This is a genomic window from Photorhabdus tasmaniensis, from assembly GCF_011189505.1.
Taxonomy (GTDB): Bacteria; Pseudomonadota; Gammaproteobacteria; order Enterobacterales; family Enterobacteriaceae; genus Photorhabdus; species Photorhabdus tasmaniensis.
Map to the genome: position 1 here is coordinate 102,587 of NZ_PUJU01000013.1, position 14,753 is coordinate 117,339.

14 protein-coding genes and 1 pseudogene are annotated in these 14,753 nt (G+C 41.3%); 2 read left to right on the top strand and 13 right to left on the bottom strand.

What is annotated here, in order from left to right:
* Positions 1-114: 114 nt before the first annotated feature.
* The 8 genes from C5471_RS08350 to C5471_RS08385 form a co-directional block, all read right to left on the bottom strand.
* Positions 115-942, bottom strand: coding sequence for a cyclase family protein (locus C5471_RS08350; protein WP_133813221.1), 828 nt, complete (start codon positions 940-942; stop codon positions 115-117).
* The gene (locus C5471_RS08355; protein ID WP_133813220.1) at positions 935-1,648 is read right to left on the bottom strand and encodes a 4'-phosphopantetheinyl transferase family protein; all 714 of its coding nucleotides are present in this window, start codon (positions 1,646-1,648) and stop codon (positions 935-937) included. Before C5471_RS08355 ends, C5471_RS08350 begins: the two co-directional genes overlap by 8 nt.
* Before the next feature lie 2 nt (positions 1,649-1,650).
* Positions 1,651-2,427, bottom strand: coding sequence for an SDR family NAD(P)-dependent oxidoreductase (locus C5471_RS08360; RefSeq protein WP_166295779.1), 777 nt, complete (start codon positions 2,425-2,427; stop codon positions 1,651-1,653).
* Positions 2,428-3,045: 618 nt separating this feature from the next.
* Entirely contained in the window at positions 3,046-4,488 is a 1,443-nt protein-coding gene (phoA, locus tag C5471_RS08365) for an alkaline phosphatase (RefSeq protein ID WP_166295782.1), read from the bottom strand.
* 109 nt (positions 4,489-4,597) lie between these two features.
* The gene (locus tag C5471_RS08370) at positions 4,598-4,909 is read right to left on the bottom strand and encodes an alpha/beta hydrolase (protein WP_242688619.1); all 312 of its coding nucleotides are present in this window, start codon (positions 4,907-4,909) and stop codon (positions 4,598-4,600) included.
* Between the two features lie 280 nt (positions 4,910-5,189).
* Positions 5,190-6,635, bottom strand: coding sequence for a 4-hydroxyphenylacetate 3-hydroxylase family protein (locus tag C5471_RS08375; protein ID WP_133813219.1), 1,446 nt, complete (start codon positions 6,633-6,635; stop codon positions 5,190-5,192).
* Positions 6,636-7,080: 445 nt separating this feature from the next.
* Positions 7,081-7,677: a DUF3156 family protein gene (locus C5471_RS08380; RefSeq protein ID WP_166295785.1), complete on the bottom strand. Its 597-nt coding sequence runs from the start codon at positions 7,675-7,677 to the stop codon at positions 7,081-7,083.
* Entirely contained in the window at positions 7,652-9,145 is a 1,494-nt protein-coding gene (locus C5471_RS08385) for an APC family permease (protein WP_133814217.1), read from the bottom strand. Before C5471_RS08385 ends, C5471_RS08380 begins: the two co-directional genes overlap by 26 nt.
* Before the next feature lie 444 nt (positions 9,146-9,589).
* Here C5471_RS08385 and C5471_RS08390 point away from each other — a divergent pair.
* Positions 9,590-10,249, top strand: a pseudogene (locus C5471_RS08390) (response regulator transcription factor).
* 177 nt (positions 10,250-10,426) lie between these two features.
* Here C5471_RS08390 and C5471_RS08395 read toward each other — a convergent pair.
* Positions 10,427-10,999: a nuclear transport factor 2 family protein gene (locus C5471_RS08395; protein WP_133813218.1), complete on the bottom strand. Its 573-nt coding sequence runs from the start codon at positions 10,997-10,999 to the stop codon at positions 10,427-10,429.
* A gap of 702 nt (positions 11,000-11,701) precedes the next feature.
* Between C5471_RS08395 and C5471_RS25275 the strand changes: the two genes are divergently transcribed.
* A complete protein-coding gene (locus C5471_RS25275) occupies positions 11,702-11,818 on the top strand; it encodes a DUF7706 family protein (RefSeq protein ID WP_422630915.1) in 117 nt (38 codons plus the stop codon).
* Positions 11,819-11,861: 43 nt separating this feature from the next.
* On the opposite strand, the gene C5471_RS08405 is transcribed toward C5471_RS25275, so the two are convergent.
* The 4 genes from C5471_RS08405 to C5471_RS08420 form a co-directional block, all read right to left on the bottom strand.
* The gene (locus C5471_RS08405; RefSeq protein WP_133813217.1) at positions 11,862-12,383 is read right to left on the bottom strand and encodes an SMI1/KNR4 family protein; all 522 of its coding nucleotides are present in this window, start codon (positions 12,381-12,383) and stop codon (positions 11,862-11,864) included.
* Between the two features lie 22 nt (positions 12,384-12,405).
* Entirely contained in the window at positions 12,406-12,849 is a 444-nt protein-coding gene (locus tag C5471_RS24285; RefSeq protein WP_242688620.1) for an RHS repeat-associated core domain-containing protein, read from the bottom strand.
* 104 nt (positions 12,850-12,953) lie between these two features.
* Complete coding sequence (locus C5471_RS08415; protein ID WP_133813216.1) at positions 12,954-13,568, bottom strand: hypothetical protein; 615 nt, start codon at positions 13,566-13,568, stop codon at positions 12,954-12,956.
* Positions 13,569-13,584: 16 nt separating this feature from the next.
* Positions 13,585-13,851 (bottom strand): hypothetical protein, encoded by a 267-nt coding sequence (locus C5471_RS08420; protein WP_242688621.1) that lies wholly within the window; start codon positions 13,849-13,851, stop codon positions 13,585-13,587.
* Positions 13,852-14,753 lie beyond the last annotated feature (902 nt).

Below are 14,753 nucleotides of genomic sequence, written 5' to 3' on the forward strand. Positions count from 1 at the left end.
ATATAGCTGCTCACAATAAAATACAGCAAAGATAATCTATCTTTCGCTGCTTTATATAACCTTAACCATTGAAACTTCTTTTATATTCACAATGCACTCAGTTTTATCAGTCAGTTATATATTATTATCAAATATTGCGACAACCCGACTCCATGAAGCGTCCGCTTTCTCTAATTTTATTGGAAAACAACACACTTTAAATCCATAAGGTTTAGGGATACTGTTTAAATTGCAAAGTCGTTCTATTTGCAAATAAGGGTGATCCCGTCCGATAAAATGAGAAGGCCATAAGCAAGCTTTATTCCCTGTCTTTTTATAATCGTTGATCATCTCTATAAAAGGCCGATCAAAACTGAATGCATCTGTTCCAATAATCTTTACGCCTTGCTCTACTAACCATTGAACAGCACTGCTTTCAATAGCTCTATAGTGAGTAAAATAGGATTTTGAGCCTATTAATTTATCAGCGCCAGTACTTATAAGAACAATATCATTTTCTTTTATTTTATAATTGATTTCCTTTAACTGGTTTTCTACCGCCTGTTTATCAATTAACTGATCATTTTGGCTAAAATCAAGTAATACACCATGACTATAAAACCAATCTAAAGGAATATCGGTAATGGTTGCCGGCTGCTCTTGCCCTTTATGCCACCCATAGTGATAAGGTGCATCAATATGTGTTCCAGTATGAGTTGTCAGTCGATAATACATAAGTGATAATCCCATACCATCAGGGAAATCATTATGATCAATAATCCACTTTTTACGTTTGAATAGCTTTACAAAAACTCTTTTCCACCATGAATTCGTATGAAAATACAAATAACTCTCACCTAATTTATTGGCACCTGCTTTATGATCGACTATTTCCCTCGTGACTTTTTCAGGCTCCCAAAAATTACTATCTATAGGAACACTTAAATCAATAATATTATCCATCTTTGTTCCTTATAATTTCGGAGTAGTTTCTTCTCTTAATATTCGGAGTGGGAATTATCTTCTTTTGAGACAAAGCACAAACAAATTCCTGATTATGAATTAGCAATGTACTTTCCTCCAGCTCTCTCATATTTTTCACAGAAACAGCGCTATTAATCAATAACTCTTCATGCAAAGTCGAAGCAAATAATTTAATATATGCTTCAAGTCTAACCCAGTAATATAATGATATTAAACAATAATAACTTCTAAATCCGGGGCTGGCATCTAATGATTGTTTTAACATGATGCCTTTCATATATTCCAGTTTTTCATCCTTAATAAAATACTCAACAATTTCTGAGATTTTTATCTTAGAGGGAGTGACTTCAATATCAACACCCATTTCTCTTGAACTAAGGCCAATGACACAATAATCTCCCGAGGCACTCAGTGAAAAATAGTATTTGAAGTCTTTCTCCGTGGATATATAAGGCTTTCCGTTATCATTCGTTATTATTTCATAATCCGATAGATATTGATTTAAAACATAACGCAATGCAACCCTTCTAAATATAAATTTTTTTCTTCTATCCGCTAAACAGATCTGATTATGGCGAGTAATATCAGAACCATAAACTAACTGTTCAATAGACACTAAATCAATATCATCGATTTTTATAATCCAAAGATCAAAAAAATCAGATGATAAAGAAATATTTCTCATGATTAGTAATTACCTAATCCACCACACACATTAAGCGCCTGAGCGGTTACAGCCCCAGCGAGCGGAGATGCGAGATAAGAAACCATTTCAGCCACTTCATTAGGTTCAACATATCTTCCGATAGGAACGCGTTCCTCTACTCTTCTTTTCGTTTCTTCTTTATCGGTACCCCAAATCTTGGCGTAATGTTCTCTGACACGCACTGCCATGTCACTTTCAACAAACCCAGGGCAAACTGCATTCACGGTGACGCCTGAACCATTACGTGCTAATTCAAGCCCCAAGGATTTGGTGAGACCGACAACACCATGTTTAGAGGCGGAATATGGCGTGCCATAAATAACACCTTGCTTGCCGCCGGTTGACGCAATATTGATAATTCTTCCACCAGATAGCATTAGCTTTCTTGTCAGAACTTCATGTATGACAAAGTAAGTACCATTTAAATTAACGTTTATTACATTTTGCCAAGTTTGAGGACTTATTTCAGCGGTAATTCCACCACCGGAAATACCTGCGCAATTCACTAGTACAGACAGCTTATTATTTTCAAGATCAAGTTGATCAAAAGCTTTGCTGACATCTTCATGATCAGAAACATCACAAACTATTTTTTTTGCAAATTGATTACCATATTTATTACGTAGCTTACTAATTGCATTATCGAGACGTTCAGGAGTGCGTGATAATAATATTGGCTCAAAACCATCCTCAGATAGTTTTTCTGTAATTGCGAAACCAATATCTCCTGTCGCACCGGTAATAAAGGCATATTTCATCTGAATTATTCCTATCGTTATTTGTATTATTTTTATTTACAAAAAACTACGGTTACCGCTTACTAGTATTATTCATAAATTAGTGACAATTTCTGTCAGCATTAACAAAAAATATTCACAACTTTCCATTTATACCAATAATATATCAACGTTATATTTACAATAACTTATGATATCATCATATTCCATCATGTAATTATATAAATTCATCATATTTTTTAACCAAATAGTATTTTATAGTTATGCTTCACTATTGATTAATATTTATATGGATAGAAACATAACCATTTAATCTAAAAAACAGACGATACAAACCAATATTTGGCATATCAATATTGGTTATAAAAAACGAAAAAAATAGGGAATGTACTACTTATACATGTTATTTAATCGATAGCTCAATATATTGAGATTCTCTAAAATGGATCCGGTTTGCAGCATATACAGGCGAATGTCTGACATAATGATGTTAACCGTTTTATCGGATTTGTAGGGTATTTGGGGTTATGAGACTTGTACACAGGTCTACCCGCTAATCAGAAAATCTGACTAACGGGCGGGATCTTAAAAAAACCTTACTCTCAACTTGTTACCATTCAACACATCATCTGGCAAAAATTACTTCAACTCCATCGCATCGCGTATGGTGAAATGCAAGTCTGTCTGGTCAGTCAGACCAACAACATTGGGGGCCTGAGGACCATAAGCAGCAACCCGAATCTGAGTACCAGTATGTTCCTGATCTTCACCCTCAGAGTCACTGTAGCTAACCGCCATTATTGAACCATCTTTGGTAATTAATGCCTGAGTTAACCCCGGAGATTTCACATCAGCTTCTATAATTTGGCTAGAGTGGGCATGATCGGCTGTAACAATAACCAACGTATCACCATGTTCGCGGGCATATTTCAGACCAACTTGCACCGCTTGATCCAATACGACGGTTTCCCCAATCTGCCCACAAGGGTTAGCTTTGTGATCCTGCTTATCGATAGAAGCGCTCTCCACTTGCAGGAAAAAGCCATTCTTATTCACTTTCAGCAGATCAATTGCCTTCTGCGTCATCTGTGCCAACGTTGGCGCATCAGGATCCCGTTTGGAGTTAACTTTACAGCTCACCGGTGGGTGATCAATATTACCGTGATAAACCGCTTTAGGCCCTTCCCAAGCAATATCCATATTGCTTTCATGGAACAGGCCCAACAGCGGTTTTTCCTGGTTTGCTTCAGTAATTGATGTCAGAGACTTAACATCTCTTACCAACTGATAGCCCTGTTCCCGTGCCTGCTCTTCCAGTGTTTTACCCTTTCCAGCGCCAGCAACCGATTTCTGGGCGAAAGTCTTGGCACCGCCTCCCAATGTGAGATCAGCACGAGCCATCAGCAATTGTTCGGTGATAGAACCGCGCCCACCCTTTTCCAGTGCATTAGTCGGGCATTTTTCAGTTGTCTCTTTTGGACCATAACATTTACGGCTGGTTACATGTGCATAAAGTGCTGCTGGCGTCGCATCCTGAATTTCCGCCGTTGTTACGTTACCTGTCGCTTTGCCATTCATTTTTGCCAGCTCAAGCAAAGTTTGATGATCTTTACCAAATACATCAACTCCCAGCGCGCCATTATAGGTTTTTATACCGGAAGCCCAGGCGGTGGCAGAAGCGGCTGAGTCAGTCGCATAGTTGGGTTTATGGGTCTTTTTATCCAGAGAATAGTGAGTATATTGACCAGTGAATGGCAAGGCATCGATCCCTTTGAAAAATCCACCAGCACCTTCCGCATAGTTTCGGGCGATAGTAATTTCAGAATCCCCCATACCATCACCAATAAACAGAATAACATTCTTGGCCTTATGATTATTAATTGCCGCTTTCAATGCCTCAGTCTGATTTTGAGTCATACGGCGAGCACCACCAAATTCCGTAATATTCCCTTTTATTGCCCGACCTTCCACCATAATTTGATTAGCATCCTGATTACCAGCTGCCAACACGGGTAAACTGACACCTGAAATTAAAGCTGACATCATCACTGCAACCAAACTTTTCGTATACTTTTTGGACATAGAATTTCCTTAATGAGAAAGCAATCGGAGTAAAAATCATCTTTAAGTCTGATAAAGGGATACTAAATAAACTATGTGACAATTATGTGAAGAAAATAGATCCAATTTACTATTTTGTTACCAACGACTGTGTTCGGTGATAAAGCGTCTCACACCATGAGATATAATTGTGACCACTGGAGACTTCACTGGATTCAACCGGATAGCCCTTCTGCAATAACGTTTTTTTCATGTGGCGGTTATTAGGCAAAATGCTCTCCCGATCACCCCGGCTGACTTCAAACAAACCCGCCTGTAGATAAAAATGAAATGGTTTTTTCTTCGCTTTAGCAAACTCACGAATCAACCATTCCGGCTCTCCTCCCTTCGGTGCCCACCAATATGAACCAGACATACTGAACACATTACTGCCAACTGGCATTTTCCTGCCTGAGATTACTATTATCAATAGCATAAATTGTGTGCTGACTTTTCTATACGAAGATAAATATGTGAAAATATTTCAGAGAAATTAATTCTCTAGCAAAATGCACGGATAGATATATGAATAATTCAGCACATTGAGATAATTTTGATAGAATCTGCTTTTTAAGCAATTAAACGACGCATCTTTAGCAAAGAAACGGGATATATTTCATCCCGCATCTTAAAATTTTATAAAAATTAAGACGATTAACTGCATCTGGAATTAAATACAGAATTTAGCTCACATCAATAGAATCTAAAATCCCTCTGCTCATACTCTTGGCAAAATCCCAATCATATTTATCATAAAGACGAGACAGAGCGACAAAATGCGCGCCAGAATAGAACATTTCATATTGAGTATGACGTGATGCAAACTCAGAGCCAATAGCATCCCACACTAATTTCAATAATTTCACTCGTTCAATCGGTGCTAATGAGGTTGAATATTGCGTTTTTTCTATTAAGTCACGGATTTCTGGGTTTGCCAAGTCAACATAACTTGACGGTAACATAATCACACCACCTCCTGAGAGTTTTCTGATGTTTTCTACTACCTTTGGATAAATTGACTGTAGTACCACCTGGCAAGCATATAATTGTAATCGATTGGGAATATAGTATTCATTATGTCTATCAGGATTATTAAGCAAGCCCCGAAAGAGTCCTTCCATATTAGTGGCATAACAAGCAAGTTCAGCTAATGATTCTCGAACAGCAGGAAGCTCATTGACACCAGTGGCTTCGGTTACTGAATGGGCCAAACCCGACAAGAAATGCAGCTTAACGGCATACCGGGCCATGCCTTGAACATCCATTAAAACATCAGCGGCAGTTACCTGGAATTGGTCGCGACACATTCCCGTATTTTTATAAATAAAAACTCTTTCCCACGGAACGAAAACATCGTCGAAATAAACTACAGCATCATTTTCGTCAAATTGGTGTGATAAAGGAGAATCAAATTTATTGCTTCCCATTTCATAGGACTTTCTGGAAAGAATTTTTATCCCTTTCGTATTCAACGGTAACGCAAAAGACAATGCATATTTATCATCAACGAATTCTTTGAGTGGATTGAACACACCAACAAAAACCTCTTCTGCAAGGACAGCTGCGGTCCCTAACATCTTTGCCCCTCGAACAATGATCCCTTGCGGTTTTTCCTCCAGCACACCAAGAGTATGAAATACGTTTTTTATATGCTCACTGGGCGTTTTAGATCGATCGCCTTGTGGGTTAACTAATGTAAAAGCCAAATAAATATCTTTATCGCGAGCATATGAATAGTAATTTCTTAATGCCTCTGCTCTTTCTGGGGAATATTCCTCAAATAATTCCAGGTGAGTTATCATGCCGGTGATAGCAGCAGAAACATGATCTGGGCTTCGACCTAACCAGCCACAACTCTGCATTGCCCAAGCATACGCCGCCTCGCCTCGGGCAATCAATTTCTCGCGGGTAACAGGAAGCTCCCAATATAATCCCACGCTCTTACCATCAGGCGTTTTAAATGTCATTCGATCAGCATGTTCTGCCTGGTAATCATAAAGTGAAGCAACACTCCTGATTGCATTCCGAAAAGCAGGATGATCTACGTGATTAGTGATCTTTTCTCCATTGAGAAAAATGGTTCTTCCATCACGCAAGCTCTCAATATATTGCTCACCTGTTCTGGACATAATAATTTCCTCCGAAATTGAATAAATGTTAGATAGATTCTGGAATGGTAACTGATATTTAAATTTTCCTATTTATATTATTCTAAATTTTTATATCTACTATATATAAGTTTAGCTGGCATAATAATTATTCGATAAGAGATTTCAATAAATTTATCTGAATATTTGTGATCGCTATCTTAGTTTATGCATAGGAATACGATTTATTGTGGATATACCTTTTTCATCATGCGGATGAATGTAAATTCACTGAATTATATACATCCCCGTATGGGTTAAATCCTACTTGATGATTTAAAGGGTAAGTTTGATATTTTGTCCTTTACTATGACTCAATTGTGTTAGCGTCCATCACATCATATTGCTTATATGTTCCAATAAATTTCACGTATAGACTCAAATTGCTGTTTTTTCTGATATTCACAATGCAGAGAAATTGCCTAAATTAAAGCTTTCCCATTAACTGACTAAACATCAGCAACGTACTGAGCAACAGATGACGTTGTTCAGCCGTCAGGCGTAAATAACGGCGACTGGCTGGCAACCGGCTGACAATCTCAGAAGCGGCAAAATGCTCCATCTCAAACTGCCATTGCCCCTGATGAATATTCAATGTGAGATCCCGAAAATCTAATTCCGCCAACGTTTCACCAATTAACGGATACTCATTAAGTAAATCAATAACCTGTTGCCCAAATTCTGCACCATGACAACAATAATAAATCACTGTTTTTCGCCGAAATATCCCTTTAACTTTGGCTTTAATAACTATTTTTTCCTTAAGTGACGTTATTCCCTGTAAACGAAAATAACAACTGACAATGTGAGCCAGAAATAACGCCTTCGGCTTTTCATAAACTTCAATCTGCAATCCATCAGGCAAAATGATTTGCATACTTTTTGCTGATAAACGCTCGCAACAATAAGGTGAAAGATTCTGTTCCAACCGGCTCAGGGTAACACCGGCCTGATAGCCGGCAGGATAGCGGGGCTTATTCAACCGTCGCCACACACGATCAGACAAGGGAACGAAGCGGCTCAAGTTTCACCTCCGGCAATTCACCTTTAGCAAAAGTATGCGAAAGCACCAGCTCAACGGGTACCGGTTTAAACGGATTCACCCGTTGTACACATAACGTCCAGAATAGAGCATAGCAGGCAGTCAGACCCAATATGATGGCGAATGGAATATACACTTCACTTGGGTTCATTCCCGGCGGAGTGATATGAATAATCGCCAGGATAATCCCCACACTGGAGATGATCTGAGGTAACGGGAAAAACGGTGATTTATAGGCACGATGCAAATCAGGCCTGCGGATACGCAGTAATATCACCGAACATGTCACCAGCAAATAAGCCACACACCAAGCACATACGGCAGCCAGCACCAACGGCATAATCCGGCTCAAATCACCCTGAATAATAAAGGCATGTAAACAAGGGATCATTACGGCAACCAGAATCCCAAATATTGGTGTCTTAAAACGTGGATGCAGGTAAGCGAAAATCCGCGGCAATGCGCCATCCAATGCCATACCGTAGAGAATACGAGGCACCGCCGCCATCAGGGTATTAATCGTTGCCGCTCCCGCCAGTAATAATCCGATACCAATCCAATATTTACCAAAATCACCCATCACCTGACCGGCAAAAGCAGGGATCGCCATTGGTGTTTCCAGTAAACGAACATTATTTTCTGCATCCACCAGCACATTCTCTACCTGATGACTGATTGACGCCCCATATATACCCATACAAAAAGCCACGCCACACAAGCCCGTCATCATTGCTCGCGGAATCACTCTTGCCGAGTTTTTAATTTCAGGCACCATCGGTGTCACCAGCTCACAGCCGACAAACATAAACATCGCCATACCCACCAGACTCAGTACCGCCAATGGATCGCCCAGATTCAGCTCGTCACCAAACCAACTCTCCAGCGGCACAGCAAACGGTATCAATAACCCACAAATACTGAAAATAACCAACGTGCTCCACATGCAGAATGTCAGCACAATTTCGACTTTACCGAACGCTTCAATACCCAGCGCATTCAGTAATCCGAATGTGATAACCAGCCCAGCCCCCACCATCCACGACGCGTTATGGCTTTCTATCACCGTATTGAGGTTCTCAAAATTAACTAACGCCATAACGCCGGACAGGATCGTTTCTGCCGTACCAGCAAAAATATGGACAATTAAGTAAGCTGAAAGCGCGCCGGTAATCGCCCAGAACCGTCCCATCCCACAAGAGATATAATCATAGACAGAGCCGGATGTAGGCAAAATAGCTGCCGCCTCAGCAAACGTCGTTACCTGAGCCTGCATCATGATAAAACTGATCAGCATTGCCAGGGCGAACGTATCACCACCGATGCCAAAACCACTTGTCGCAGTCAGAATAACCGGGCTTGCCATGATAACCCCGACAGAACTTGCCAGTGTGGTAGGAAACCCCACCACGCCCTTTTCAATGTGCGAAGTAAGCCGTGTTGACATATTCATCATGTTCCCTTTTATTCCAGTCGTAAAAATAACGCTCACAACAGTTCATATGTAAATTTTTTGTAAACTTTATTGAGGGTAAATACACTATAGAAAGTGAACGGGAATACCGACCATCGCCCTAAAGAACGATATCCAAAGGGAGATGAGTGACTGAATAAGTATGATGAAAAATACAAACAGATAGAGGAAAATAAAAATAACCATTTAAATATCAATCAATAAAAAACAGATCCGTTTATTAATATATAAAGAAATTATTTCAGATATGTACCAACATAGTGTTATTAGTGAGTTACCATCACCTTAGGAAATTTCGTTTATTGCAATCTACATCACATTATTAATATGTTTGTTTTGTGTTAATTTTGCATTTTAATTAGTATTTAACTAATCATCGATATTGATTTATCCAGTTAGGTACATTCTAAAGAGAGAACTTTTTTGTCTACCGTACTCCCGGCAAGCCGTGCAAATGCCTTAATCAGTAGCTGCCTGAACACCATTGCCCATCTGGTTCCTATCTCAGCAGCAGCATTCTATCTGGTGAACAATGAGTTACACCCTGAGAATTACATTCTGTACGGTATTTCAGACGCAACACATGAAAATTATCTGGCGCATTTCCAGCATTTAGATCCATTAAGACCTGCCAATTATCAGCAAAATGGGATAAATATGGTTGGCATGGATCAACAAACACTTACGAAGAATAATAAGTATTACCATGAATTTATGTTGCCAAATAACATACAGGACATTGTGGAAATATTTATCCGCCAGCATAACCGGATTATTGCCGGTGTTTCTCTATTACAGGATACGCCATTTACCCCAAAAGACCTTAACCGCCTCAGTACTATCTTGCCACTAATTGAATTAGCCGCCAGAGATTTACTGCCTGAAACACCGGCTATTCTGACTGCGAAAGAGTAGGAAATTATTAACCTGGTAAGAGAAGGATCAAGTAACAAACGTATTGCTCAAGTACTTGATATTTCCCTGTCTACGGTAAAAACCCACCTGCGTAATATCTTTGCCAAAACTAAAGTCACCAACCGCACCGAGCTGGTTTCCTGCGGGTTTATTACTCGACACTTGTAATTGATCGGATAGCCCATAAAACGTGGTGGCCGATCAGTAGAAGTCGCACAAGAGATAGTTTGGTTATATTGCGCATGCAAGTCATCATGCACTTAACCACCATTGGGGAAAACCCAAACATATACATTGCAACATTTACGGACTCGCCCTTAAGCAAGTCCGTACGAAGTTGTTGAATCAATTACTAACACCTATCTGTTTCATAAGTTCAGCATCGTCCCAGAACAGATACTCTTCATCCATAACCCCTTTTTTGTTCCAATGCCCAAGTGTTACCATCGGGAGGTGATAGGCCTTACCTGTAGGTTGAATCACCTTACCATCCGCGAGAACCATGGGTTTCGTAAATGTCCCATCATCAAACCCCGTGACAGCGGTCCATTCCGCATCAGCAGTACCAAACCGTACCGGGTGCTCTGTAATTCGGTTATCAGGGGCAAATGTCCACATATACTTTAGATCTTCAATATGCTTTCGAATGCCCTTAGTAATATGACCATCAGGATAGTGAACAATAATGTCCATGGCATGGCTCTTATGTAGCTCCCACCATCTTTGGTCTGTGTAGACACGGAAATCAAGGTCGTCAAAGTTAGCCAGATTCCTAGCCAGAGCTTGGGGGATCCCTTTGACTTTAGGTGTTGGTTCGCCTACTTTCGTGCCGGGCCAATTGTTCTGCACCGAAAATGCCGCCGCGCTGGCAGTGAACAGTAAAAGCGTGAATAACGATAATCTATTGTGACCTTTCATAGTCTTTCCTCTTTAGTTAGTGCTAAAGGAACTCAAAGATTGTTCTGTAACGAGTTAAGTATTGTTGTACTCCTTTCATTGGATAGATTAAAAATAATTGTTCATCAGTTTGCTTGTTGCTTGACCTTGATTAGATGGAGAAGAACCGCTATTTAGAAGAAGTAAGTGACTAAGATGACTCACACCGGATAACCATCGTATATAAAGCAATCAATTTCCCCATGCTACGCCTAATAGTAAAACCTGTAAATAGTCATTTTATGAAATTATAACTACAAAAAACTAACCACTATTGATTGGCCGTTTCTACATCAAAATCGACTTCCATCAGTTTCAGGCAGGTAATCAGAAGGGTTGTGGGTTGAATCGACACGGATTTCGTAGACACCTCTGAGTCATATAAAATGCCTAGCAGAAAGAACTGAGTGGATAACCGAAGAGAGGGACATGTTAAAAAAAGCCGCAGCGTACTTCCCGAAGCTATCAGTGTGTTGTGGTCTAATACCCGGACAGTGAGGCTACACAGCAACAGCAAATACCAACAGGCCTAGCTGCGGGAGATTAAGCTGCGGATGTGTGAGGTGCTGGCTGAGTACAATGCGGGCTAAGGGAGGGGATAAAATGAAAGTGGTGATTGAACATTTACAGAATATTCAATTAACCCACATTGAAGCGCTGGCCTTGGCCTAACGGATTACGCGGCTGTGCTGGTCAGAGATACGGGCATGTGCGGTGAATGACGAGGAATCATATCAGATCAAAGATGCCATCGGTAAGCTTCAATTTGCCCTGTCTTACCGTGGGTATGCACCACGGTAGATCATCAATCAGGCTGGAAGATCGCGAGGACCTTCCGAATATTCTATAATCCTTGAATTAGCTTCATACCTTTATCTTTAGTTTGTGAGAGTATCTTTTTAAAAAATTCTCCGAAAGAATGAGATATTTTATAAAGGTTTCCACATTCATCTACTTCATTAAAAGCAATATCTTGCACATCATCTTCAACATGTAAGTGAGTTCTATCCCAATAATAGACACCCTCATGTTTTCCCTCGGTTACTAATATATAAAAATTACCTCCAGGATCTGTACCAATGATAAAAGAATTTTTTATGAATGATAATTCATCCAAATAATCATTATTCATTTCAATTAAGTTGAAATTTTCATTTTCTATATTGATACCAAACAAAGAATCAAAAGCGATTTCACCATCATCAACGCCGTGGTATGTAAGATTACACACATCCGGATCTTCAACATAAAATCCGTTATATTTCTTCAAGAAAGCATGGTAACTTTCAGGAAGAATTATTGAATAATGCTGCTCAATAGATAAAATTTCACTGTCATCTATATTAATACCATGATTTATTGGCATAAATTTACTCCAATACTATTCTTCAACATTTTTTTCTTAGCGTTGATGCGCCACCACGGTGAGTAAAGTTGCCGTGTACTTTTCTAGGCACTTCTTGCATTGTTTTTCCATTTTCATGATGATTTCCTTTCAGATTAGGAACATCTACACGTTGTCTTTCATATGGAGAGAAGTCAGGGTAACCATTAGGGTAACGAACAACATTACCAGACATATCTTTATAAACCCAAGTTTGGGTGTCTATTTCTTGCCAGACTGTACCACCTTTATTACTCCACTTGACGATATCAGGAGAATTTAGTGGTTTTCCGGTTAATCCCCACGGATCGATCCATAACAGCGGATTCGGCGCATACGTGTATAAGTTCAGGCCCCCATTCAACCCAATCGGGTCGATCCACGACACCGGATTAGGCACATACGCATACAGGTTCAGACCCCCTGCCAGCCCTAGCGGATCCGGCATAATAAACCGGCCTGTCTCCGGGGCATAATACCTGAACGTATTAAAATGCAGCCCGGCGCAGTGCAGGTTTTGCCGTAAGATCTGTAGGTCCTTCCGGTGCTTACTTACCGTAAAGGCACAGGCAACCGACTAGTTAATGGCCTCAGTTGCTCCCTGTCATCCCACAGCCCCGGAAACACCTCGAATTTCAGGTCATCACGGTTAATACCGGTATCAAAATAACGGCACAGGCGTTCTCTTAGCGATTCAGGTCCCCACATATTGGTCAACTCGTATTTTTCAATGAGTTCCCGATCTTCCGGTAATGAAAGATCTTCTTTTATAATAGGGGCTTGGGTAACACTTATATTACCATTGGGACCAAGATCAATTAATTTTCCACCCATAAATAAAAAATCCCCTTTTTTTCCAAGATAGCTCCCTACATCCATAGAACTATAAGGCTTTATCCAATATTGTTCATAAGGCTTACTACTTGAGATAACGGATTTATCTTTTATTTTTTCTTGTACCAGATACTTATTAATGACATTGCCAACAAATACACGAAATAAAGGAGTGATGTCATTTAAATCAATATTTCTCCATGTACCATCCGTGTTATGGATATTATAAAATCGCATTGCTGGGCTGGTTAACATTTGCCCTATGGTGTACAGGTTATCCCGTAATTTAATATTAATCAGATCACCAGATTTCCAGATAATTCGTTTAGTCATATTTTTCAAACAGCCATTAACAACGGCTGCCTCCTTTGCCGTTGCGTTTGGATGTTTGATTCAAATGATTATCTGCTGCTTTCAGGTACTCTTTTCGTCGAGCGTTCTTCTGACCAACCGGATTCTGCTTATTGGCAGTACCTTCCAGTCCCTCCAGTTGTTCAAAACGCTTCTGTTCGAGCCCTCGTGCTGTATCTTTACCAGACTGCCCGTAACCGTCATATAAAATATCTGGTGGTATGTCACCAAAGCGACCAAAATCATTACCATATCGATATTTCAATACCTCTTGGGCTGCCTGTTGTCCCTGCTTACTGGCATAACCGACATACGGTTTACCGGTAGTCGCATCAATGCCCTGATAGGTGATATGCGTTGCCGTTTTAGGATTACCCGCCCAACCTAATGGGTCTTAGGGACTATCCCGACGCCATCATACCGTTGAGCGGACTTTTCCCCTTGATTTAGCAGCCTTTTTCTCCGCCGCGTTTTCCCACCCTGTTAAAGAACCTATCAACTCGTCCCGACGGGCACTTTGCCGATTGTAGCTCACTTTTCCCCCGAGGTCATAACCGGGTTTTCGCCCGCTTTTCCTGCCCGAACCGGGTTTTATTGGGAACCCGTGGCGGCGGGGCAGCTTGCCTGCGCCGCTGACGCGGGTTGGCCGGGTGCGGGCTGGCGAAGCCCGCAGGTGACGCTGTTCAGCAGGGAAGCCCCTGGGGGCTGCACGGGGCGGAGATGGCGAGCACGGGGACGAGCAACGCAGCGCAGCGTAGTGCGAGCCGCGCGCAGCCAGTGCAGCGGGGGTGGGGCAGGGGGAATAAACTGCGGCCAGCTTGCTGGCCTGCTTTCAGGGCTGTTGACCCTGGCGGACTCACCGACGACGATTTAAGGTAGATTTGGGCACCGGAGCCGCCACGGATGGCGGCGACTGCGGCGGTGGGCGCTAGCATTGAGGCTGACAGCAGTGGGCGCAGCCCAGTGCGCCTCTCGGGCTAAGAAGCTCAACCCGGCGGCCAGCCGCGCACCGGGGCCAAGGTGACCGCGCAGCGCCCTTCGGTGGGCGGCGCCGACATAATGTTTGTTACGCGTTGGCGGGCCGTTCAGGCCCGCTTTCGCGTAATGCCACATTATGTTGAATGGTGGCTGACCGGCAACGATGCTGACAGAGGACACCGAAGTTCA

Excerpts from the sequence above, each read along its gene's own strand:
- C5471_RS08355 (WP_133813220.1), bottom strand. The coding sequence starts at position 1,648 with ATGAGAAATATTTCTTTATCATCTGATTTTTTTGATCTTTGGATTATA.
- C5471_RS08415 (WP_133813216.1), bottom strand. The coding sequence starts at position 13,568 with ATGACTAAACGAATTATCTGGAAATCTGGTGATCTGATTAATATTAAA.
- C5471_RS08395 (WP_133813218.1), bottom strand. The coding sequence starts at position 10,999 with ATGAAAGGTCACAATAGATTATCGTTATTCACGCTTTTACTGTTCACT.
- C5471_RS08385 (WP_133814217.1), bottom strand. The coding sequence starts at position 9,145 with ATGAATATGTCAACACGGCTTACTTCGCACATTGAAAAGGGCGTGGTG.
- C5471_RS08375 (WP_133813219.1), bottom strand. The coding sequence starts at position 6,635 with ATGTCCAGAACAGGTGAGCAATATATTGAGAGCTTGCGTGATGGAAGA.
- C5471_RS08370 (WP_242688619.1), bottom strand. The coding sequence starts at position 4,909 with ATGCCAGTTGGCAGTAATGTGTTCAGTATGTCTGGTTCATATTGGTGG.
- C5471_RS08350 (WP_133813221.1), bottom strand. The coding sequence starts at position 942 with ATGGATAATATTATTGATTTAAGTGTTCCTATAGATAGTAATTTTTGG.
- C5471_RS24285 (WP_242688620.1), bottom strand. The coding sequence starts at position 12,849 with ATGCCGGATCCGCTAGGGCTGGCAGGGGGTCTGAACCTGTATGCGTAT.
- C5471_RS08405 (WP_133813217.1), bottom strand. The coding sequence starts at position 12,383 with ATGCCAATAAATCATGGTATTAATATAGATGACAGTGAAATTTTATCT.
- phoA (WP_166295782.1), bottom strand. The coding sequence starts at position 4,488 with ATGTCCAAAAAGTATACGAAAAGTTTGGTTGCAGTGATGATGTCAGCT.
- C5471_RS08360 (WP_166295779.1), bottom strand. The coding sequence starts at position 2,427 with ATGAAATATGCCTTTATTACCGGTGCGACAGGAGATATTGGTTTCGCA.